Origin of the sequence: Croceicoccus sediminis (genome assembly GCF_007570835.1) — a bacterium.
GTDB lineage: Bacteria > Pseudomonadota > Alphaproteobacteria > Sphingomonadales > Sphingomonadaceae > Croceicoccus > Croceicoccus sediminis.
Map to the genome: position 1 here is coordinate 1 of NZ_SUNC01000004.1, position 21,148 is coordinate 21,148.

A 21,148-nucleotide genomic window follows, 5' to 3' on the forward strand; every position below is an offset into this window, starting at 1 on the left:
CGGTCACGATCACCGACAACGACGGCGATACCGACGAGGGCACTGTCCAGGTCGGCGATGCGGTCACCTTCTTCGATGATGGCCCCTCGGTCACGAACGCGACCGCGACCGTGGATGACGACGGCCTCACCGCCGCTGCAGACGACAACGCTGCGGGCGATGATGTCGGCGGTTCGGATGGCGACCAGACTCTGTTCGAAGGCACCCTGGACGTCAGCTTCGGCGCCGACGGCGGATATGTCAGTTTCTTCGATGACATGGATGGCGAAAGTGCCGCCATCGGTCAGGAAACCGTCACCTACAACTTCGCCAACGGTGTGCTCTACGCAGAGATCACGACCAGCGACGATGCAACCCGCATCGGCACGAACCTGTTCTCGGTCACGCTGAACGAAGATACGGGCGACTTCGCCGTGCAGCTTCTGCAGAACGTCCTTCACATCGACGACGGCAGCAATACGGAGAATGACGCCACCGCGACGCTCAACTTTACTGCCACCGACAACGATGGCGACACCGCTGGCGGCACGCTTCAGATCACGTTCGATGACGATATCCCGGTCTTCGAAAGCAAGACCGCCGCATTCCGGACGGATCCGGACAACGCTCCGAATACGTTCACAGGCTCGTTCGAATATTCGATCGGCGCCGACGAATACAACACCTACGACACGATCGAAAACTTCGAGATCGACCTGACCGCGTTCAGCGGCACCGTCGGCGGCGGCGCGATCTTGATCGACGAATCGGTCTATGCCGATGGTATCCAGTTCATCTCGGCCAGTGCGAATACCGAAGTGTACAACGTGTACTTCAGCTACGCGCCGAACCCGGACGATCCGCAGACCGGTGACAACGACGTCTCGACTTACGCGACGGTCACGTTCGACAAGGCGAATGGTGAATATTCGGTTGTTCTGGACGCTCCGATCCAGAGCTACTCGATCGATACTGTCCAGTCGGACTCTACGATCGCGTTCTACAACAGCCCGACGAACCCGTTCAACGGCGCCGGTCAGTTCGAAGTGGCCAACGCCCAGTTCGACACCGACTTCTATGCGCAGTTCACGAGCATCTACAACAACATCACAGTTCAATCCGACGGGCAATTCGGCGGAACTTCCGGCTATGTCGCAATTTCGTCCGCCGCCATCGGTGTGAACGGCAACGCAGTGCAGCCGGGCGAAGTGCTCGACTTCACGTTCTATAACACCGATCCGGGCAACGTACCGGGGGCGAACAACACGCTGACGACGGCGATCGGCACCTACTTCCTGCTTGACCAGTACAACGGTGAAGATGTCGTTGTCGTGCTGAAGCTTGCCGATCCGGCAAACCCCGGCTCTTACCAGACGGTCTCGCTCATCGTCGATGCGGTCGACATCTTTACACCGGGCGACCAGGCCGGTTCGCCGTACCCGACGGTGTCAGGCAACCAGGCCCTGATCGTCATCGAACAGGACGACTACATCAACCTGCCAGGCATCCCCGATAACTATCAGATCGTGGGTGTGCAGCTTGTCACTTCGACCGAAGGGCTGAGCGGCAGTGCGTACGAGTTCAACGGCGATCTCGATGCATTCGATACCGCAGCGGCGTCCTACACGACTGCCAACAACAGCCGCACGAACGACAACGACGTTCTGAAGATCCTCGACATCGGCGTCATCCGCGAGACCGAGAATTCGGAATCGCTGTCGCTCGACCTCGACGTGACCGTCACCGACAGCGATGGCGACAGCTTCAGCCAGACCCTGTTCGTCAACCCGGAAGTCGTTCCGCCCGTCGTGCTCGACCTCGACGGTGACGGCATCGAACTGACCGGCCTCGAAGGCGGCATGACTTACGACTACGGCCAAGGCACTGTCGCCACGGCCTGGGTTGCCGGCGACGACGGCATCCTGTTCCACGACACCAACGGCGATGGCGAAGTCACCGGCGCGGAAGAGTTCGTCTTCGGCAGCGACGGCGTGACCGACCTTGCGGCGATTGCAGTCCAATACGACGGCAATGACGACGGCGTTCTGTCCGGCGACGAGCTTGACGGCTTCGGCGTTTGGATGGCCAACGGCGACGCTGTCCCGGTCGGGGATCTCGGTATCACCGAAATTTCGCTGACCACGGATAGCCAGGGCTATCGCACGGCAGACGGCGATGCGATCGTGTTCGGCGAAGGCAGCTTCGTCATGGACGGCGAGGAGCACCTGCTGGCCGACGTGGGCTTCGCAACGTCCTCCGATTACGAGGGCGAGCCGGGCGACAGCCAGACCCGCCAGGCCGAAGCCGCGCTGCTTGCCGCAGCCGTGCCCGGCCTGCTGGTTTCGACCGCACTCGACACGACGCCGCTTTTCGATGGCCCGGAAATGGTTAATTTCGAGCCAACGGACATCGATTTCGCCATGGCTGTGAACGCCATCACTCCAGTCGACCTCGATCTGTCACATGTCTCGCCCATGGCGAACATGCCCGAACAGAGCGCGAGCAAGGCAATGCCCGAACACAGCAACCACATCTCCGACGATGCCGCCGCGGCTTCGCACTCCACTTTCGAAGCGGCAAACGACGCGCCGAAGATGGAAGCTGCCGAACTCGGCCAGTCGTCGGAAGCGGGTGCCGACTTCGGCGGCGCGGATCACGCGGCGGCCGGCGGTGTCAGCGCGGCTGTACTCGACGCACTGCTCAACATCGGCGTTCCTGCCGATGATGGTTCGGAAGGTGTCCAGCACACCGGTTCGATGGATGCGGTGCGCGTTGCATTGCAGGAAGTCACGGCTACCGACGACATCTCTGCTCTGGTGAACCATGTTGTTGACAACGCTTCGGAATCGGCTCACGCCGCTCCGGTAGGAACCGAGATCATGGAAGCGCTGCTGAACAGTGGGGTTGCAGGGCAGCACTTCCAGATGGCGGCACTGCCGGATGGTGCGGATGATGCCGCCCACCTCGCAGTCGCAGCAGCCTGATTAAGTTCCTAAGGTAATAGGGGGCCTTAAAAAATGAAAACCTGGCAAGTCCTGGCGGGCGCATCCGTTCTGGCAACGGTCGTATCCATGCCTGCCTTCGCGCAGGAAGCTGTCGACCTTCAAACGCTGGACGACGACACGCTCCGCTCCGAGCTTGAGATGCGCTACGATGCGTCGCTTGCCGCGACGCTCGATCCGGCCATCGTCAATTCGACCGACACCCGCTACATGTGGGCGTCCGAAGCGAAAGTGCAGTGTGCGATCGCGATCGGCTTCATGAAGAACGACCTTCGCGACGCGGATTCGATCCGCAAGTGCGATGCGGCCTACATGCGCTGGATGATGCCGCCGGCTCCGCCGCCGCCGCCTCCCCCGCCGCCGCCGCCGGCCGTCTGCAACACCGGCAGCTTCATCGTGTTCTTCGACTGGGATTCGTCCGAAATCACGCCCGAGGCGGCCAACACGCTCGACAGTGCGATCGCCGGCCTCTCCGACTGCGCCTCGGTCTCGGTCGAGCTTGGCGGCTATACCGACACTTCGGGTTCGGACGGCTACAACATGGGCCTCGCCGGTCGCCGTAACGACGCGGTCAATGCCTATCTCACCTCGCGCGGGATCATGGACTCGGCCATTTCGAGCTCCGCGTTCGGTGAAACGAACCTGCGCGTTCCGACCGCGGACGGTGTCCGCGAGCTTCAGAACCGCCGCGTCGAAATCAACGTCCAGTAAGGGGGGACGGACATGAAGACCTATCTCAAGTTCGCCGCCGTCGCCGCGGGCCTTCTCAGCGCCTCGGTGTCCGGCACTGCCCTTGCACAGGGTGCACCGATCTCGCTTGGCGAAGCCGTCGCCGTCGGCGTCGATTCCAACCCGGAAATCAGCCAGGCGCAGATGAACAAGGAAGCCATCCAGTTCGAGCGCAAGCAGGCACAGGGCCTCTACGCTCCGCGCGTCGACATCGAGGGCAACATTGGTGCACGCAAGCTGGAAAACCCGACGCGCCGTTCGCTCGGCATTTCGGACGACTGGCTTTACCCCAAGGAGGCTCAGGTACGCGTCGACTGGACGGTGATCGACTTCGGCCGCCGCCGCGGTGAACTGCTCCGCCAGGCATCGCGCGTCGATGGTGCATCGCTGCGCGTTCTTGAACGCTCCGAATTCGTCGGACTTCAGATCGCACGCCAGTATCTCGACGTCATGCTTCAACAGCGCGTCATGGCGGCATCGATGGACAACACCATGTTCCATCGCGAACTCGTCGGCAGCCTGAACCAGGGCGTCGAGCAGGGTTCGATCTCCATCGCCGATCGTCAGCAGGCCGAAGAACGCCTTCAGGCAGCTCTCATCCGTGAGGCAGAGGCAGCCGAAACGCTTCAGAACGCGAAGATCCGCCTGCAGTCGCTGACCGGCCTGTCGATCGACAACGTGATGACCCCGCCCGACCTGTCGGCCATGCTGCCGTCGAGCGAAGCGGACGCCATCGGACTTGCCCGCACGCGCAACCCCCTCGTCCTTGAGGCGAAGGCCGACGTCGATGCAGCGCGTGCCCTGGCCGATAGCGCCAAGGGCGACCTGCTCCCGACCATCGGGGTCGAAGCTTATGCCCGCACGGGTGAAGACATCGACGGTTTCCGCGGCAATACCAGCGACCTGATGGCCCGCGCATACCTGCGCTGGAACATCTTCGACGGCGGCATCAACCATGCCAAGTACCAGGAAATGGTCCGCCGTTCGAGCGAGGCACGCTTCCGCCTGCACACGCGTGAACGCGAAGCCGAAGAAGACGTTCGCATGGCCTGGAACGGCCTTGAAACGCAGCGCCGCATCGTCGGCGAACTCGCCACGCAGAGCACGGTGACCGACAACCTGCTGGATTCGTATCAGAGCCAGTTCAACGTCGGCCGCCGTTCGCTGCTCGACGTGCTCGACGCGCAGAACACCCGTTATAACGTGCAGGTCCGTCTTGAGACCGCCCGTTTCTCGGAAATTTTCGCACAGTACCAAACTCTGGCAGCTACCAATCGCTTCCTTGAAGCGCTTTCGGTTCCGCCGCACTATGGTGCAGGTGAAAATGAACGTGAGCGTTTCGATTACGGCCCGCACATTCCGGCCGAACGCGAGAGCCGCGTATATCCGAAGTAAGGGAACTGCCGCGCGCAGTTTCCGGGATCGAGGTTTTCGATGAATTCCGCTGCGCCGGAGAAGTTTGAATTGCCCCCGCAATCCGCCGGGGAAAAGCAGGCCAGGCAGGTCGATCCTCTGATCGTCTGCCTGGCCCGGCTTGCCCGTCATTTCGACACGCCTTTCGCCCCGGCAACGCTGGCCTCGTCGCTGGCCTTTGCGGCTGATGGCACGCTGCCCTGGCACCAGGCACAGCCTGCGCTCGCCCTGCTCGGACTGAATTACGACGAAAGCTCGGCAAAGCGCCTGCCCGTCGCGAAATCCTATTACCCAATGATCCTGCGCAATGCAGCGCAAGAACTCACCGTCCTGCTCGACAGGGAAGGCGACGACGTTCTTGCCTGGCATCCTGGCGAAACTGAAGACACCTGGCGGCCCGTAAGCGATTTCAAGGCTTCGGGCCCCTTCACCATCCTTTCGGTCGAAGGCGATCCGGCCACCCTGCGCGACGCGGGACAGCCTTGGCACCAACGCGCCCGGAGCCACTGGTTCTGGTCCGAAATCGCGCGCCGCCGCCGGGAATTCTGGCCGGTCATAACCGCTTCGGTCATCATCAACCTGCTTGCGGTCGCGCTGCCGATCTTCACGATGAACGTCTACGACCGCGTGATCCCGAACCAGGCGACAGCAAGCCTGTGGGTCCTCGCCATCGGCGTGTTCATCGCGTTCGCGCTGGAGTTTGCGCTGCGCAAGGCGCGCACGAACGTCCTCGACGAGATCAGCCGCGACCTCGACATCAGCTTGTCGCAGAAAATCTATTCGCGCGTCATGTCGATGCCCCTGGCGTCAAAGACCGGACACACCGGCAACCTCGTCGCGCGGGTCAGCGAATATGCCGTCGTTCGCGATTTCTTCGCATCGACGACGATCGTCCTGTTCGTCGACGTCTTTTTCCTGTTCATTTTCATTGGCTTCATTGCGATCATCGCTGGACCGCTTGCCCTGATCCCGCTGGTTATCATCACCGGCATGATCCTGCTCGGCATTCGGCTTCAACGGAAAATTACTGACAGCGCGCGTGACGCCCAGGCCGATTACGGCCTGCAGCAGACCCAGCTGGTCGAATCCATCGCCGGTCTGGAAACTCTTAAAAGCATCGCGGGCGAAGGCGAGATGCTTGGCCGTTGGCGCCGCATTTCCGACATGGCCAGCCGTTCGCAAAAACGCCTGCGCGAAGTGAACGCAACCGCTATCGGTGCCGCCTCCACGTTTCAGCAGATTTCGACCATCTCGCTGGTGATCGGCGGCTATTACCTGTTCGATGCAGGCGTCATTTCGATGGGCGCGATCATCGCCATCGTCATGCTCGCCTCTCGCGCTCTCGCCCCTGCCGGGCAGCTTGCCTACCTCCTCACTCGCTGGAAACAGGCGAGCGAGACGCTCGATTCCATCGAACATCTCTGGGACGGCCAGGATGAGCGCAAGATGGGCAGCAGCGCCCTGCCCCCACAGGTGCGCAGCGCGAACATCCGGCTTCAGAACGTGAATTTCGCCTATCCGGGGTCGAGCGTACCTTCCCTGAAGGACGTCAATCTCACCATCCGTCCGGGTGAGCGCATTGCGATCATCGGGCGCGTTGCCGCGGGCAAGTCGACGTTGGGCCGCGTGATTTGCGGCCTGTTTCAGCCCGACGAGGGTGCGGTGTTGATCGACGGGATCGACGCACGCCAGTACCGCCCCCACGACATTCGCCGCAATTTCCGGTTCGTCGCACAGGATTCCAGCCTGTTTTCCGGCACCATCAAGGACAATCTTGCCCTTGCCGGAAGCCGGGCCACCGAACAGCAACTGATCGAGGCGCTGCGCAAGGTCGGGGCAGATCGTTTCCTGTCGCGCGATGCCGGCGGTTTCGACCGCGCGGTTGGTGAAGGCGGTCGTTCGCTTTCGGGCGGGCAGCGCAATTTCCTTGCCCTTGCGCGTGCCTTTGTTGCGCCGAGCCAGCTGCTTTTCATGGACGAGCCGACAGGCGCCATGGATTCGCAGACCGAAAAACTGTTTATCGACTCACTGTCACAAAGCCTGACACCTACGCAGACGCTTATTGTGGCGACCCATCGTCCCGCGCTATTTGCACTTTGCAATAGAGTCATAGTCGTGAGCGATGGTCAGATCGTTGCCGACGGCCAGAAAGACGAGGTCATCAAAAGTGCCGGTATCGACACCCGCAGCTAAGCCCGGCCCTGCCGAGCCAAACGCGCCGCGCCGCTTGGGCGTTCGCGTAGTGCTGCTTGGCGTCCTGGCTGCTGCGCCGCTGCTCTTCCTGGGCGGCACGACCTTCATGCCCGGCGGACTGACGGGTGAGGCCAAGGCTGTCCCGTTGAAAACAGACCGTGTCGCTGCGCAAAAACGCGCCGTCGCGGCACTGACCGAAGGTAGCCGGAGCGAACTTGTCGCCAAGGGTGACAACGCGATCGAACGCAACGCCGAAATCCGCTTCTCCGATCTTCCGGTTGAAAGAATGCGCGGGTTCAAGCCTGCAGCGGTTCCCGCCAATGCGGAACGCTGCCTGACGCAAGCGATCTATTATGAAGCCGGTTTCGAACCTGAAGAGGGCAAGCGCGCCGTCGCGCAAGTCGTGCTCAACCGCGTCAGCCATCCCGCCTACCCCAACTCGGTCTGCGGCGTCGTCTATCAAGGTTCGGATCAGCGCGTCTGCCAGTTCAGCTTTACCTGCGACGGATCGCTTGGCCGTCGCCCCGCTGCAGGGGCATGGGCACAGGCAGGCCGCGTGGCGCGATCGGCGCTGGCCGGGCATGTCGAACAAAGCGTGGGTTCGGCAACGCACTACCATGCCGATTATGTGGTCCCGCGCTGGGCCTATTCGCTGGGCAAGGTGCGGCAACTGGGCCGCCATATCTTCTACCGCTTCAACGGCTCGCTGGGCCGCTCTCAGGCTTTCAGCGCCCGGTACAGCGCGCGCGAAACGATCCCGAGCGTTCGGATGGCAGAGATCGAGGAAGGTCTCGACACGTCGACCGGGCTCTACGAAAACGGCCTCACCATCGCGCCGGACGTCAAGGACCGCCACGCCCAGATGGACATCGGCGGAAGGCTGGACACGACGAAGGGCTGGCGACTCGAACTGCCCAAGACGGGCAAGTATCGCCAATTGGTGGCAAAGCACGGGGACGAACATTCGGCTGAAAAGCCGGAGGTAACCCCGACCGCCTCGGCCGCATTGGCCAAGCCCGGTCTCGTTACCGACCTTGATATGGAAAGCGCGGATCCAGGCGCATGATCTCCAACATGAAGGCACACTGGGAACGGCTCGATGCCAGCCGCAGGCTGATCGTCGCAGCGGCGGTCGGCATCTTCCTGTTGCTCATCTGGGCCGCGTTCGCGCCGCTTGATGACATCACCCGCGGCCAGGGCAAGGTCATCCCGAACAGCAAGGTGCAGGTCGTGCAGGCCGCCGATCCGGCCACTGTCGACGAAATCCTGGTCCAGAACGGTGAACAGGTGAAGCGCGGGCAATTGCTGGTCCGCCTGAACGACAGCGAAAGCGCAAGCCAGCTGGGCCAGCTCCTGACGGAAACCGATCGGCTCTCCGCCCGCTCCGAACGGCTTCGGCAGGAAGCATCGGGCGAAGGTGAAGGATGCCAACCCGGCAGCGTCTGTGCAGAGGAACAACGCCTGCAACAGGTCCGTCTGGCCGCCGCGCGCAGCCGCCAGCAGGCGCTGTCCGCCGCGGTAGAACAACGCCGCCGCGACTTGCGCGAAGGCGAGGCCACGGCACAGTCGCTGGAAAGCAATCTCAAGCTGGCGCAGCAGCAAGTCAACATGCTCGCCCCTCTGGCGAAGCAGGGCATCGTTCCGCAGACCGAACTGCTCACCGCCCAGCGTGATGTCGTCGATATCCAGGGCCGCCTCGCCGCCGCGCGCCAGGGCGTACAACGCGCCCGCGCCGCCGTCAGCGAAGCCCAGGCGGACCTGTCGGGTGCCCGGCTCGATTTTCAGCAACAGGCTCTCAACGAACGCAGCGAACTGGCGACCCGCATCGCGGTGAACGAACAGTCGATAAAGGGCGCCGAAGCGCGCGTTTCGCGCAACGAGCTCCGTGCCCCCGTCGACGGTATCGTCAACGATTTGCAGGTTTCGACCGTCGGGGGCTTCGTGTCACCGGGCGAAACGATCATGCAGGTCGTCCCTACGGGCGACAGGCTTCTGGTAGAGGCGAAGATACGTCCCTCCGACATCGCCTTCATCAAGGTGGGCGATCCCGCCAACGTGAAGGTGACCGCGTTCGACTTCTCGATTTATGGCGGTCTTCGCGGGAAAGTCCGGCAAGTCAGCGCGGACAGCGTCTATGACGAGGACCTGCGCGAAAGCTTTTACCTCGCCCAGATCGAGACCGATCGCGCCTATATCGCGCATGGCGGCCAGAGACTGGCGATCATGCCGGGCATGATCTGCGAGGTAGAGATTATCACAGGTCGCAAGAGCGTCCTGCGCTACCTGCTGAAGCCGATCACGCGTGGCCTCGATACGGCCCTGACCGAAAAGTAAGCCCTGCCGAAACCGACGCGGTCAGTTCTCAATATCCGTGAAGGTAGCTGGCGTTCTTCTTGAACGACATGATCGGGCGATAATCGTTGGCCCGGTCGCCATCGAGCAGCGCGTCGCTGGCGTTGTCCAGCATGATGGCGCGACCGTTGAGTTTTACGATCAGGACGGCGTGATCGTCGCGGCGGACAAGGTCGCGGGCAATCGTCAGGTACATGTCATCGCGTGACACGCCCATGGCGGCAAGGATTTCCATCTTCGCGATGGCATAGTCCTCGCAGTCGCCCTTCCCGGCACGCAGCGTTTCACGCGCGCTGGCCCAGTAATCGGCCTTGCCGTAAAGCTTGGCATCCGAAACGTAGGCGACCTTGCGGTTGACCCAGCGGTTCACGCCCGCGATCCGGTCTTCCATCGAACCCGCACCGCTGTCTGCGGCAACGAGCGATGCGGCGGCGACACCCTTGCCCGCCACCCGGTTCCAGTCCGCGTCGAACGACGTGGTGGAAATCGGCAGGATGCGGCTTTCGAGAAAATCGAAGCTCTTGCGACCGATGCCGGGACGTGCGGCGTCGAAAGTCGTCGCGCAGCTGATCCCGAATTCCGCAGCAGGAACCGGCTTGGCCGCGGCGGCGTTCTGGGGGGCGGCCATGCCGCTTGCACGCATGGCGATCGCGGGCATGTAGGTCGGACGCGGGGTCACGCTACCGGTCATCACCGCGGGCTGCGGGTTTGCCTGCTGCATGCGCATCTTTTCAAGCGCGGTCATCGCACGCTTGCGCGGGCGGCTGATCAGTGCGGCGGTGCCCGCTGTTTGCGCCGTCGTATAGCTGGCGGCGGCAAAGCGGTTACACCCGGTCGCGTGCGAAACGTTGGCGACGGCGGTGGCAATAATCGCGGAACCGGCCGAACGCGCCTCTGCCTCGCCAGGGGTGGCGAGAGCCAGAACGGCGGCACCTGCGGCAAGAATGCCGAGGGTTTTCGAACCGTTGCAAGAGGGCGCATTGAACATGCTCCTCTTTTCGCCCGGAGGCGATCAAGGAATGCTTGCGGCTTATGCTTGCGCAGATTGGTTAATGAAATCTGGCGACCAAACGGGCGCAGAACCAGCTCTCAACGGACGGTTAACCAGCCCAAGCGGCAGGAATCTTAAGATGGAGGCGCCCGTCGCAGCGTCTAGCGACAGCCCCGATCTCATGACAATTTTAGTTAATCACGCGCGTGAGCGGTGAAAACAATCTCACATTATAAAGAAAAAACGTCCGCCCGGCAGGTCAACGCTGCACGTTGTGAACGTGCGCGGGGATCGCGACTTCCAGCCCGTCAAGCGTTTCGTCAAGGAGGATCTGGCAAGCCAGCCTGCTCGTCCCCTGCACCCCTGCGGCGAGGTCGAGCATGTCTTCTTCGTCCTCGGTTGCGGGCTTGAGGTTGCCGAACCAATCGGGCGCGACCACCACGTGACAGGTCGAACAGGCCATCTGGCCCTCGCACGTCCCTTCGAGCGGCATGCCCGCGACCTGGGCGACCGTCAGCAGGCTCTCGCCCGCAGAGCCGTCGGCGGCGACCTTCTCGCCCTCTGCCGTTGTGAAATTGATCCGAACCATGCGTTCAAATTCCCTGCGCAGTTGCTGCAGCGTTGATTGATGCTGCCGCCTCTTCGAGGTCATCCATTCCCGTGTAGCGTCCGAAACCCAGCCGGATCGAATTTTTAACATGTTTGTCACTCAATCCGATCGCCTGCAAGACCCGGCTCGGCTTTCCAGAGCCGGAAGCGCAAGCGGAACCTGCCGAAAAAGCGACGTTTCGGACATCGGACATTAGTCTTGCAACGTCGAGCCCATCGCGCCGCAGGTTCAGGTTGCCATGCCACCGCGCATCGGCACTACCGTTCAGGGTCCAGCCGTCGAACACTTGCATCGCGCGCTGCCAGAGCGCCTCGATATGTTCGGCATCGGCCTGCATGCGCTCTTTCGCGAGTTTTGCCGCCGCGCCGAACCCGGCGCATAGGGCGGGGCTGAGCGTGCCCGACCGCAAACCGCCTTCCTGCCCCCCACCAGTGATCAGCGGCGCCACCTCGACCCCATCGCGCAGCCAAAGCGCACCAATGCCCTTGGGCCCGTGCAGCTTGTGCGCGGAAACCGCGATCGCGTCTGCATGGGCGATAGGGATGCGCCCCGCCGCCTGCACCGCATCGCAAACAAAAAGAGCGCCTGCTGCCTTTGCCGCGCGGGCCAGTTCGGCAACCGGCTGGATCGTACCAATCTCGTTATTGACCTGCATGACGGCGACAAGGCCGACGCCGTCCGGCAAGGAGCCTTCGGGTTCGACCAGCCCCGCGTGATCGACAGGTATCTCGTGAAAGGCGTTGGGAAGCGCGCGAGCGGTGTCCCACACGGCAGCATGTTCGATGGCGGATACGGCGATGCCCGCCCCTTCCCTTACCGGCTCACACCCGCGAATGACCGTGTTGAGCGCCTCGGTCGCCGATCCGGTGAAAAAGACTTTCCCGCCCGGTGGGAACAGCGCGCCCACGCGTTCACGCGCAAGATCGACGGCGGCAGCCGCCTGTCGGCCCAGCCGGTGCGGGCTATGCGGATTGCCGAAACCCGTGCCGTCCGGCCCGTCGAGCCAGCGCATCATGGCATCGCGCGCTTCGGGAGCGAGCGGGGTCGTCGCCTGGTAATCGAGATAGATCATGCGCTGGTCCGTACTTGCGCGGCGAGCTTCGTCCAGACTTCCAGGAAGGCATCGATATGTGCCTCCGTCGTATCGGGGCCGATCGAGACGCGGATGACTTCGCTGGCCGCTTTCTCGTCCATGCCCATGGCCGTCAGCACGCGGCTTGCCTTGAGCGAGCCTGACGAACAGGCGCTTCCGGCCGAAACCGCGATCCCTGCCCCGTCCAGCCGGATGAGCTGAACCGCCGATCCTAGGCCCGGAATACGAATGGACCCGATCGTCGCGATGCGCGGGCTGTCCGCCGCGATCACCTGTCCGCCTGCGTCGATCACGGCATCCTCCAGCTTTGCCCGCAGGCGCAGCGCCTCGCCCATCCAGGCGTTTCCCGCCTCCAGCGCAGCGGCCATCGCCATCGCGCCAGCCACGTTCTCTGTCCCGCCGCGATAGCCGCGTTCCTGCCCGCCGGTCGGGGCCAGAAGTGCGAAATCCCGCACCAGCAAGGCACCGATTCCCGGCGGACCACCGAATTTGTGCGCACTGATCGCGGCCATGTCGCAATCGGGCAACGCGATCTTCCCCGCGCTCTGTGCACAGTCGGCCAGGAGCAGGCCGCCAGAGGCACGCACCGCATCGGCGATGGAGCCCAGCGGCTGGATCACGCCGGTTTCGTTGTTCACCTGCTGCACGGCGACAAGCGTGTCGGACACATCGCCCAGCGCATCGGCATCGATCAGCCCGCGCGGATCGACGCCAAGCACCCGCGCGCCCGTGGCATGGCGTGTCACGGCCTCGTGCTCTACCGCCGAAACCGCACGGCGCAGGGCATGCGTGCGGGTCAGTGCCAGCATCAGCGCTTCGCTCGCCCCGCTGGTGAAGATGACCTCTCCGGACCAGCCAAGCGTTGCCTTGACCCGCTCTCGCGCATTTTCGAGCGCACGGCGCGCCGCGCGGCCCGCCGCATGCGGGCTCGACGGATTGGCATCGAGCGCGAGGCCCGCCAACATCGCCTCGCGCGCTTCCGGCAGGATCGGTGCGGTGGCCGCGTGGTCGAGATAAATGCGCTTCATTGCTGAAAAAACTGCTCCGGGATCGTACAGGGCGACGTCTATTTCGGGTGTGATTGTCACCAAGATTGTCAATACGCCCGCGATTTCTATATAGGCACCATCGAATTGTCACTTCCGGCCCTTTCCTGCGTGCCGGAGATCGCCCCGAATTCACGAGGTTCCATGCCCTCCGTCATTTTTCCCGGTCCCGAAGGTCGCCTTGAAGGCCGCTTCCATCCCGCTCCGCGCCCGCGTGCACCGCTGGCGCTGATCCTGCATCCGCACCCCCAGGGCGGCGGTACGATGAACGAACGTATCACGCAGGCGCTGTTCAAGGATTTCGCGGCGCGCGGCTTTGCCGTTCTGCGCTTCAATTTCCGCGGCGTCGGCCGCAGTCAGGGCAGCTTCGACAACGGTATCGGCGAACTGTCCGATGCCGCGGCGGCGCTCGACTGGGTTCAGACCGTCCACCCTGAGGCGCAAGTCACCTGGGTCGCGGGCGTCAGCTTCGGTGCGCTGATCGGGATGCAGCTCCTGATGCGCCGTCCTGAAATTCGCGGCTTCATCTCGATCGCGCCGCCGGCAAACATGTACGATTTCTCGTTCCTGGCGCCCTGCCCCGCTTCGGGCATCATCATCCAGGGTGCGGCCGACACGGTCGTCACGCCCGGCGCCGTACAGAAGCTGGTCGACAAGCTTCGCACGCAAAAGCACATCACGATCCACCACGACGAGATTCCGCGCGCGAACCACTTTTTCGAGCATGAGTTCGACGATCTCATGCGCTCGGTCGACAATTACCTCAACTTCCGCCTGAACCCGGACTGCCCGATCCGCTGATCGGTTAAGGGGCGCGCTCGCACTCTGCATCGTCCCGCCATTGCGGCGGGGCGAGTTTCGCGCGGCCCGCGCAATGGGCGACCAGCAGGTGCAGCTGCTCATCGTCGACCGGTTCCATAAAACGGAAACCGGCCTCGACCCCGCGATCGAGCCAGCGCACTTCGGCTTCGTGCGGGTCCAGCCCGTCGACGAACATCGTGACCCTGTCGCCGATGAACAGGTTACGCGAAGGATTCGCGACCCGACAGCCCAGCTGCGAAATGTCGGTTACCGATACGAACATGTCGGCACCCGCCGGTGAGCGGTAGCAACCCGCCACCCGAATTTCCCACCGCTGCTGGCAGCGCCTGCCCATCGCCATGTCCTTTCTCTTGCCGAAGGGCCTCGATTAGTCCTCGCGAACGAATCGGGGGTCTATGACAGGCTAGGCCCTTGTCCTTATTGCTCCTGTCATCAGAACGGTTCCGTCTTGGGGAGCAGATGGTTTTTACCCGCCAGAACATGGCTTCGCAGGCCAAAATCTCATCCGGCTTCTATTTCCGGCCAATAGCAGCTAGTTAACGCTCGGACTAACAAGGATGAAGGTAACGACATGATCGGAAGAGGGCTTTTCGCAGACCACGGGCTTCAGCGAAATCTCGGCTTCTGGATACCTTTTATCCTGCTCATCGCCCTTCTCGCGCTGGGCCTACTGGTACACAGCGCGTTCTTCTGGGGCCTTGTCATCGTCGGGCCACTGCTGCTGATCGCCCTTTATGACATGGTGCAGACGACCCATTCGTTGCGGCGCAACTACCCGCTGACCGCACGCTTTCGCTGGCTGTTCGAGGATCTTCGCCCGTTCCTGCGCAGCTATATCGTGGAAGGCCCGCTCGAAGGGCGGCCCTATGACCGGGTGTCCCGCTCGCTCGTTTACGCACGCGCCAAGAACCAAGAGGACGCCCACCCCTTCGGCACCGAGTTGGACGTCTATTCCGAAGAGTACGAGGCGCTCTGCCATTCGATCAATCCCAACCCCAAGGCGGCAAAACGCACGCGGGTAAAAGTGGGAACCGATCAGTGCAGCAAACCCTACGACGCAGCCCGGCTCAATATCAGTGCGATGAGCTTCGGCGCGCTTGGCAATCACGCGATCGAGGCGCTGAACATGGGTGCGAAGATCGGTGGTTTTTATCACGACACCGGCGAAGGTGGGCTTTCCCCCTATCACCTGAAACACGGCGGCGACATCGTATGGGAACTTGGCTCGGGCTATTTCGGCGCGCGGGACAAGGACGGCAATTTCGACCCTGATGCCTTTCGCGAGAAATCGCAGCACGAACAGGTCAAGATGACCGAAATCAAGCTGAGCCAAGGGGCAAAGCCGGGCCATGGCGGGTTGCTGCCCGCAGCCAAGGTGACAGAGGAAATCGCCAATACACGGCAAGTGCCCGCGCACCAGGATTGCCTCTCGCCGCCCGGACACTCTGCGTTTTCAACCCCGCGCGAGATGCTGGAATTTGCCGCCAAGATGCGCGAACTCTCGGGCGGGAAGCCGGTTGGCATCAAGCTGTGCGTCGGCATGCCGCACGAAATCTTCGCGATCTGCAAGGCCATGCTCGACAGCGGCATCACGCTCGACTTCATTGTCGTCGATGGCGGCGGCGGCGGCACTGGCGCGGCTCCGCTGGAACTGTCGGACCACGTCGGCCTGCCGCTTCGCATCGGGCTGTACTATGTCAACAACGCGCTGATCGGCACGGGCCTGAAGGACAAGATCAAGCTTGCCGCATCGGAGAAGGTCTTCTCCGGTTCGTCCATCGCGATGAACGCGGCGCTGGGCGCGAACTGGTGCAATGCGGCGCGTGCGTTCATGTTCTCGCTGGGCTGCGTCCAGTCGCTTCGGTGCCACACGGGGACCTGCCCCACCGGCGTCGCAACCAGTTCCCCGGCGCGGCAGCGCGGCCTGGTGATCGAGGACAAGGCCCAGCGCGTCGCCAATTTCCAGTCGAAGACGCTGGATAGCCTTCACGACATCGTCGTGGCCTGCGGTCTTGAGAGCCCCGACGATTTCACGCCGCGCCACTTGCGCCAGTGGAAGAACAATGCCGAAATGATCCCGTGGTCGCAGGTCGTCCATGAACTGGCACCGGGCCAGTTGCTGCACGAGCCGGACAATACCGCTTTCGCCGAATACTGGCGCATGGCGGATCCCGATACGTTCCGGCCCGTGGGGTGATGGCGCGGCGGGGTAGCTACACCCGCCGACGGCCGCGCACGGGCCAGCTGGATCAACCCGAAAGGTTTACCCGGCCCGCGATGCCAGGATCGCGTCGAGCAGGCGCGGTTCGCCGCCGATTGCCTCAAGCGTGGGATAACGCTGCCCCGTCGGACACTCGATGGTGAGCGTCTTGACGGTGTCGAGGCGTTTCACGACCAGCTCCACGCGCCCGCCCCCGTCGGCGCAGCGGTCAAGTTCGTCCTGCATGGCAGCGTGCGAATAGACGACCCCGCCAACCGAAAGGATCTCCATGCCTTTGACCATCCCGGCCTGAAAGGCGGGTCCGTCCCACAAGACATCGAGCACTCTTGCTCCCAGGCCCATCTTGACGCCGATCGAGTAGGAGAAATCGAAGTAGGAATGATGGATCTGATCGTCGGATAGCCAGCCGGATGGGCGATCGGTCCAGACAAGCCGATAGCCGCCATTCTCGATCCCCGAATAAGGTGCGTGGGGCGCGATGCCATCCACGCGGGATGCGAAGAACGCGGCCCAGTCATGATCGTGCAGGTCGTTCAGCGCGGCAACGAGTTCTTCCCGCCGATAGGGCGCTGGCTTCATACGTTCCTTGCCGGAATTCTCTTCCTTCGGCGCGAAGAAGGTGCGCATCAGGTCGTCCAGCGAGCGTTCGCCGCCCGAGCCCTTGCGGATGATCGTGTCCACCTCCAGCCAGATAAGCAGCCCTTCGGAGTAGTAGTCCTCCGACCTTTGCCAGCTCTGCCAGGGCTGCACTTCGCGCGCCGTGAAGATCGGGTCGTTGTCGGTATCCGCCAGCGGGCGCCATGTGCGACCCGGGCGATTGTCGTACGTGGCAAAGATCAGGGCGAACGCCTCGCGGGTCAGGTCCGGCGAAATCAGCCCGCACCGGGCGGCCAGCACATGGCCGTAATACTGCGTCAGCCCTTCGTAGACCCACATGAGCTCGTTGCTCATGTGGCTGAAATCGGATTGGTAGTTGCCCGCCGGCACGCGGTACTTGCCCACCCAGGCGTGGACATATTCGTGCGGCAAAAGGTCGCGCTCTGTCGTCGAGCTTTGCCAGTTGCTGAAATAGGTGGCGCGCACGCCCTCTTCGCTGCAGCTTTCATGCTCCAGCCCCATGTTCCCGACATAGTCGGAACAGGCCATGAGGAAGTAATACCTGCCGAACGGCCGTCGTTCAAAAAGGGCGTCGGCTTCGGCGATGAGGCGTTGGTGGCAGGCCAGCTCGTCGGTCCCTTGCGGCAACTGGTCCGCGCGGTCGGCGACGATCAGCAGTTCGATATCCTCGTCCAGCTTTTCGCGGTGGGCATGCATCCCGGCAAGGACCGGCGAATCCACCAAGGTACGCACATCCACCGGCGGGAACCGCAGCATCGAATTGTCCGGCCCCGTCCGTGCCTGCCCGCCCGTCGCCATCGCACAGGCCCAGTCCCAGCCCTCCGGCAATCTCAGCGAAGGCTCGATCAGGATATCGTCGATCGGCGCGTCGGCGGGATAGAGCAGGCATTCTTCCCAATGAAATCGCACGATCTCGTCGCTGACCATGATGCGGCCCTGATTGCCCTGCGTGGGAGAGAGCGATTGATGCGTGATCTGCAGGCGCTGGGCACCGTCGGGCAGTTCGACGACGAAGCAATAGGGATTTTCCGGATCGCGCTGCCACCGGCAGATCTTTCCGTCGGCCCTGAACTCAAGTCCGGCCAGCCGGTCGATGGCCCCGCGCGGCGCGTGATAGGCGGGCAGCCACTTGGCCAGGGTCAGCGTAATCGTCCCATCTCGTCCGGCCACCGACATCGTCTGGCTGGCCCAGAAGATCGCCCTCGCGACATCGCTCGCATCCACGCCAAGCTCTATCGGCGCGCCCATGTCATCAGCCGGATTGCCCAAGATAGTCCTACTCCTTTCAGCGACGGATCGATTCGCGCTGTCTGAAAATTATGCAATACCAAGGGTTATTGCCCGTCTTCGCCGCCTGCAAGGGCCATCGGGTGTGGGGATTTTTCTGCTTGAGTTTTACGTAAATTGGTTTCAGACCAAACCGGATTGTTGCCGGCTAATTCCGGAAGGTCGATTGTTTGTGTGAACTTTTTGCCATGAGTGCGTCGGCCCCGCACACGGTCCGCTACGAACTCGACCTGTTTGCCGCAGAGGGCGGCGAGAAGCATCGCAATCGTGATGGCTGGGGCATCCTTTTCGCGCAGGATCGTGACGCCTACCTTTTCCGCGAACCGGACCCTGCGGCGACCAGCGAACTGTCCCGCATGGTCGTGCGCAACGAACGCCCGTGCAAGCAACTGATGGCTCATGTCCGGCGCGCAACAGCGGGTGAACCGGAACTGGCGAACACGCATCCTTTCGACAGGGTCGTAAGCGGCAGGCGCAACGCCTTTGCGCACAATGGCGAATTGCCCGGCATCGAAGATCGCGCCGACACGCGCGCCCTTATCGCGACAAGAATAGGCGACACCGATTCCGAACTCGCTTTCCTGCTCCTGCTCGATCGCCTGAGCGTGGCCGAAACCGATATCGACACGCGGTTCGCGGTCTTCACCCGGTTCGCGGACGATATGCGCGAATTGGGAAGTGCCAATTTCCTGTTCTTCGATGGCGAATACCTGTTCGTCCACGCCGACAGGCGCCGCTTCGAAACGCCGACGGGCCTTAGCGAACGGCGTGAGCCCGGTCTTAACATCCGGTCTTTCGACCATTCGGACTGCGGAAGCAGCTGGAATTCGCGGGGCGCCGGCATCGGGGAGATCTCCGGCCCGCTTCACCTATTCGCGTCTGTGCCGTTAAACCCCGATGGCTGGGAACCTCTCCCGCGAGGAACGACTTTAGCGCTGAAGGATGGGGCAATCGTCGCCCGACGAACCGGCTGAACCGTCCGCAGTCTACCCGTGGCAGCCAGGCCTGCCGTTCAAGATAAGGGAATTTCTATGTCGAAAACCGTGGCGCAAATCGTGGTGGATGCCCTGCAGAAGGCAGGCGCGAAGCGTGTCTACGGAATTCCCGGCGACACGATCAACCACTTCACCAACGCGGTGGCGAAAAGCGATTTGCGCTGGGTCGGTGTGCGCCATGAAGAGGCCGGGGCCTTCGCCGCAGGCGGGGAATCCTATATGACGGGCGAACTGTCCGTTTGCGCCGGGACATGCGGACCCGGCTCACTGCACTTCGTCAACGGGATTTACGAAAGCCACCGCAACGGTGCGCCGGTCCTGCTCATCGCGTCCGACGTCGCCCGCACGGAAAGCGGGTTCAACTTTCCGCAGGAAGTGGACCAGAAGAAGATCTACGAACAACATTCGCACTTCTGCGAATACATCTCCCACCCCTCGCAGGCCCGCCGGATCGTGACGAAGGCGGCGCAGGCCGCCCTTACCAAGCGCGGCGTTGCGGTGGTCATCGTCAACGGCGACATGTTCACCGAAACGGACGACGATGCGATGGACTGGCAGGTCTATCGCCCGCAGCCCGTCTGCCGGCCGAGCGATGCGGAAATGGCCGAACTGGCCGCGTTGGTCGATGCGGCGGACAAGGTGTCCGTCTATGCCGGTATCGGGGCGCGTGACGCCCGCGCGGAAATCATCGCCTTTTGCGACAAGGTGAAAGCACCGATGGTGCACACCACGCGTGCGAAGGAATTCCTGGAGCCTGACAATCCGTTCAACGTCGGCGTCAACGGCATCCTCGGCAACAAGGCCGGGGTAGAGGCGCTGGAGGAAGCGAACCTGGTCATCACGCTGGGCTGCGACTTTGCCTATACGCAGTACTATCCGGAATCGAAGAAGATCGCGCAGATCGACATCGATCCCACGCACCTTGGCAGGCGCTCGGCCATCCACCTGGGCCTGGTCGGCGATGCGAAGACGACGATGGCCGCCCTGCTTGATCTGGTCGCCGCAAAGTCGAGCGACGAGCATCTCAAGACGCACCAGAAACAGTGGCAGGAAGACCTCGAAGGCTATCAGAAGCAGGGCAAGGAAAGCGATCCCGAACTGATCCACCCGCAGTTCGTCGCCAACATGCTGGACGACAAAGCGGACAGCGATGCCATCTTCGTGTCGGATGTCGGCACTGCCATGGTCTGGATGCTTCGGCACCTGAAGGCCAACGGCAAGCGGCGCTTCCTCAACAGTCTGTTGCACGGCACGATGGCAAACGGTTTCCCGCAGGCGATGGGCGCAAAGCTGGCCTATCCCGATCGCCAGGTCATCGCCATGTGCGGCGATGGCGGTTTGACCATGTTGATGGGCGACCTGCTGACGCTGGTGCAGGAAAAAATTCCGCTGAAACTGGTCGTGTTCCGCAACGACACGCTCGGCTTCGTCGAAATGGAGCAGCGTGTCGAAGGTCTCGTCGATCACTTCACCGGGATGCACAATCCCGAATTCGCAAAGCTTGCCGAAGCGTGCGGCATCGCGGGCTGGCATGTCGCCAACGCCAACGACCTAGAGGCGGCGATGGACGGCTGGCTTCGGCACGATGGCCCGGCACTGCTGGAAGTGAAGGTCAACCAGATGGAACTGGTGATGCCGCCCAAGATCGAGGCGTCGCAGGTTGCCTCGACCGCGATGTTCGGAATAAAGGCGGTCCTCGATGGGCGCACCCGCGAAGTCGTCGATCTGCTGCGGAACAATTTCTTGCGATGAATTGTCCCGTCGCTAACCTTGCTGAAAACTGAAGGCGGCATCGGT

Annotated in this window: 15 protein-coding genes and 1 pseudogene; 10 read left to right on the forward strand and 6 right to left on the reverse strand. The window is 62.5% G+C overall.

The window, feature by feature from the left end:
* The 6 genes and pseudogenes from FAX90_RS16630 to FAX90_RS13185 all read left to right on the forward strand — a co-directional run.
* The coding region (locus FAX90_RS16630) for a hypothetical protein (RefSeq protein ID WP_170234978.1) at positions 1–2,963 on the forward strand (2,963 nt) is incomplete at its 5' end.
* 345 nt (positions 2,964–3,308) lie between these two features.
* A pseudogene (locus FAX90_RS16845) lies at positions 3,309–3,692 on the forward strand (OmpA family protein); the annotation flags it as partial.
* A gap of 12 nt (positions 3,693–3,704) precedes the next feature.
* Entirely contained in the window at positions 3,705–5,105 is a 1,401-nt protein-coding gene (locus tag FAX90_RS13170; protein WP_144097893.1) for a TolC family protein, read from the forward strand.
* Between the two features lie 39 nt (positions 5,106–5,144).
* On the forward strand, positions 5,145–7,316 hold the full coding sequence (locus tag FAX90_RS13175; RefSeq protein ID WP_144097894.1) for a type I secretion system permease/ATPase: 2,172 nt from the start codon (positions 5,145–5,147) through the stop codon (positions 7,314–7,316).
* Between the two features lie 49 nt (positions 7,317–7,365).
* Positions 7,366–8,382, forward strand: a complete 1,017-nt coding sequence (locus FAX90_RS13180) for a cell wall hydrolase (RefSeq protein WP_240704912.1) — start codon at positions 7,366–7,368, stop codon at positions 8,380–8,382.
* Between the two features lie 8 nt (positions 8,383–8,390).
* Positions 8,391–9,650: an HlyD family type I secretion periplasmic adaptor subunit gene (locus tag FAX90_RS13185; RefSeq protein WP_240704913.1), complete on the forward strand. Its 1,260-nt coding sequence runs from the start codon at positions 8,391–8,393 to the stop codon at positions 9,648–9,650.
* Positions 9,651–9,678: 28 nt separating this feature from the next.
* Here the strand turns inward: FAX90_RS13185 and FAX90_RS13190 are convergent, their stop codons facing one another.
* The 4 genes from FAX90_RS13190 to FAX90_RS13205 form a co-directional block, all read right to left on the reverse strand.
* The gene (locus FAX90_RS13190; RefSeq protein ID WP_144097897.1) at positions 9,679–10,656 is read right to left on the reverse strand and encodes a transglutaminase-like cysteine peptidase; all 978 of its coding nucleotides are present in this window, start codon (positions 10,654–10,656) and stop codon (positions 9,679–9,681) included.
* 262 nt (positions 10,657–10,918) lie between these two features.
* Positions 10,919–11,248, reverse strand: coding sequence for a 2Fe-2S iron-sulfur cluster-binding protein (locus FAX90_RS13195; RefSeq protein WP_144097898.1), 330 nt, complete (start codon positions 11,246–11,248; stop codon positions 10,919–10,921).
* 4 nt (positions 11,249–11,252) lie between these two features.
* Positions 11,253–12,341 (reverse strand): cysteine desulfurase family protein, encoded by a 1,089-nt coding sequence (locus FAX90_RS13200; protein WP_144097899.1) that lies wholly within the window; start codon positions 12,339–12,341, stop codon positions 11,253–11,255.
* The gene (locus FAX90_RS13205) at positions 12,338–13,390 is read right to left on the reverse strand and encodes a cysteine desulfurase family protein (RefSeq protein ID WP_144097900.1); all 1,053 of its coding nucleotides are present in this window, start codon (positions 13,388–13,390) and stop codon (positions 12,338–12,340) included. Before FAX90_RS13205 ends, FAX90_RS13200 begins: the two co-directional genes overlap by 4 nt.
* 162 nt (positions 13,391–13,552) lie before the next feature.
* Between FAX90_RS13205 and FAX90_RS13210 the strand changes: the two genes are divergently transcribed.
* On the forward strand, positions 13,553–14,209 hold the full coding sequence (locus tag FAX90_RS13210; protein WP_144097901.1) for an alpha/beta hydrolase: 657 nt from the start codon (positions 13,553–13,555) through the stop codon (positions 14,207–14,209).
* Positions 14,210–14,213: 4 nt separating this feature from the next.
* Here the strand turns inward: FAX90_RS13210 and FAX90_RS13215 are convergent, their stop codons facing one another.
* Positions 14,214–14,564, reverse strand: a complete 351-nt coding sequence (locus tag FAX90_RS13215) for a PilZ domain-containing protein (RefSeq protein WP_170234979.1) — start codon at positions 14,562–14,564, stop codon at positions 14,214–14,216.
* 237 nt (positions 14,565–14,801) lie between these two features.
* On the opposite strand from FAX90_RS13215, the gene FAX90_RS13220 reads away from it, so the two are divergent.
* Complete coding sequence (locus FAX90_RS13220; RefSeq protein WP_144097903.1) at positions 14,802–16,427, forward strand: FMN-binding glutamate synthase family protein; 1,626 nt, start codon at positions 14,802–14,804, stop codon at positions 16,425–16,427.
* A gap of 66 nt (positions 16,428–16,493) precedes the next feature.
* Here FAX90_RS13220 and FAX90_RS13225 read toward each other — a convergent pair whose 3' ends face one another.
* Positions 16,494–18,338 carry a M61 family metallopeptidase gene (locus FAX90_RS13225; RefSeq protein ID WP_144097904.1) on the reverse strand — a complete coding sequence of 615 codons (1,845 nt, stop codon included), beginning with the start codon at positions 18,336–18,338 and terminating at the stop codon, positions 16,494–16,496.
* Positions 18,339–18,526: 188 nt separating this feature from the next.
* Here FAX90_RS13225 and FAX90_RS13230 point away from each other — a divergent pair, with 188 nt between their 5' ends.
* Positions 18,527–19,330, forward strand: coding sequence for a class II glutamine amidotransferase (locus FAX90_RS13230; protein WP_144097905.1), 804 nt, complete (start codon positions 18,527–18,529; stop codon positions 19,328–19,330).
* A 57-nt stretch (positions 19,331–19,387) separates the two neighbouring features.
* A complete protein-coding gene (locus tag FAX90_RS13235) occupies positions 19,388–21,103 on the forward strand; it encodes a thiamine pyrophosphate-dependent enzyme (RefSeq protein WP_144097906.1) in 1,716 nt (571 codons plus the stop codon).
* The last annotated feature ends 45 nt before the right edge of the window (positions 21,104–21,148 follow it).

What these genes read in the sequence shown, in the direction of transcription:
- FAX90_RS13170 (WP_144097893.1), top strand. Translation starts at nt 3,705, where the DNA reads ATGAAGACCTATCTCAAGTTCGCCGCCGTCGCCGCGGGCCTTCTCAGC.
- FAX90_RS13175 (WP_144097894.1), top strand. Translation starts at nt 5,145, where the DNA reads ATGAATTCCGCTGCGCCGGAGAAGTTTGAATTGCCCCCGCAATCCGCC.
- FAX90_RS13185 (WP_240704913.1), top strand. Translation starts at nt 8,391, where the DNA reads ATGAAGGCACACTGGGAACGGCTCGATGCCAGCCGCAGGCTGATCGTC.
- FAX90_RS13190 (WP_144097897.1), bottom strand. Translation starts at nt 10,656, where the DNA reads ATGTTCAATGCGCCCTCTTGCAACGGTTCGAAAACCCTCGGCATTCTT.
- FAX90_RS13195 (WP_144097898.1), bottom strand. Translation starts at nt 11,248, where the DNA reads ATGGTTCGGATCAATTTCACAACGGCAGAGGGCGAGAAGGTCGCCGCC.
- FAX90_RS13200 (WP_144097899.1), bottom strand. Translation starts at nt 12,341, where the DNA reads ATGATCTATCTCGATTACCAGGCGACGACCCCGCTCGCTCCCGAAGCG.
- FAX90_RS13205 (WP_144097900.1), bottom strand. Translation starts at nt 13,390, where the DNA reads ATGAAGCGCATTTATCTCGACCACGCGGCCACCGCACCGATCCTGCCG.
- FAX90_RS13210 (WP_144097901.1), top strand. Translation starts at nt 13,553, where the DNA reads ATGCCCTCCGTCATTTTTCCCGGTCCCGAAGGTCGCCTTGAAGGCCGC.
- FAX90_RS13215 (WP_170234979.1), bottom strand. Translation starts at nt 14,564, where the DNA reads ATGGGCAGGCGCTGCCAGCAGCGGTGGGAAATTCGGGTGGCGGGTTGC.
- FAX90_RS13220 (WP_144097903.1), top strand. Translation starts at nt 14,802, where the DNA reads ATGATCGGAAGAGGGCTTTTCGCAGACCACGGGCTTCAGCGAAATCTC.
- FAX90_RS13235 (WP_144097906.1), top strand. Translation starts at nt 19,388, where the DNA reads ATGTCGAAAACCGTGGCGCAAATCGTGGTGGATGCCCTGCAGAAGGCA.